The following is a 753-nucleotide window of genomic DNA, read 5'->3' as shown; positions in this document are numbered from 1 at the left end:
GCGTCGCCCGCGCCGGCGGCGCCACCGTGTTCCCGCAGGCGATCGGCATGGCCGCGACCTTCGACGTGCCGTTGATGGACCAGGTCGCCGTCGCGATCAGCGACGAGGCGCGCGCCAAGCACCATCGCGCGCTGGAACTGGACCAGCACGGCCGCTACCAGGGCCTGACTTTCTGGTCGCCGAACATCAACATCTTCCGCGACCCGCGCTGGGGCCGCGGCCAGGAAACGATCTTCGCCGTAGGTTTCCTGGCCGCGCGCATGGGCGTGGCCTTCGTCCGCGGCCTGCAGGGCGACGATCCGGCCACCGGCAAGCCGCTGGATCCGACCTACCGCAAGCTCGACGCCACCGCCAAGCACTTCGCCGTGCACAGCGGGCCGGAGGCCGACCGCCACACCTTCGACGCGCGGCCGAGCAAGCGCGACCTCTACGATACCTACCTGCCGGCGTTCGAGACGCTGGTCAAGGAAGCCAAGGTCGACGCGGTGATGGGCGCCTACAACCGCGTCTACGGCGAATCGGCCAGCGCCAGCCACTTCCTGCTGCGCGACCTGCTGCGCGAGCAGTGGGGCTTCAAGGGCTACGTCACCTCCGACTGCTGGGCGATCGTGGACGTGTGGAAGCACCACAAGATCGTCGACACCCGCGAGGCAGCGGCGGCGCTGGCCGTGAAGAACGGCACCGAGCTGGAGTGCGGCGAGGAATACGCCACGCTGCCGGCCGCCGTGCGCCAGGGTCTGATCAGCGAGGCCG

At 70.0% G+C, this 753-nt stretch carries 1 protein-coding gene; it reads left to right on the top strand.

All coding sequences use genetic code 11. The features are described 5' to 3' along the window. The coding region (locus tag J7528_RS23745) for a glycoside hydrolase family 3 N-terminal domain-containing protein (RefSeq protein ID WP_291879790.1) at positions 1-753 on the top strand (753 nt) is incomplete at both ends.

The organism is Caulobacter sp., from assembly GCF_017744445.1.
Taxonomy (GTDB): Bacteria; Pseudomonadota; Alphaproteobacteria; order Caulobacterales; family Caulobacteraceae; genus Caulobacter.
The sequence above is the reverse complement of the archived record's forward strand: the minus strand, read 5'-3'. Positions and strand labels throughout refer to the sequence as shown.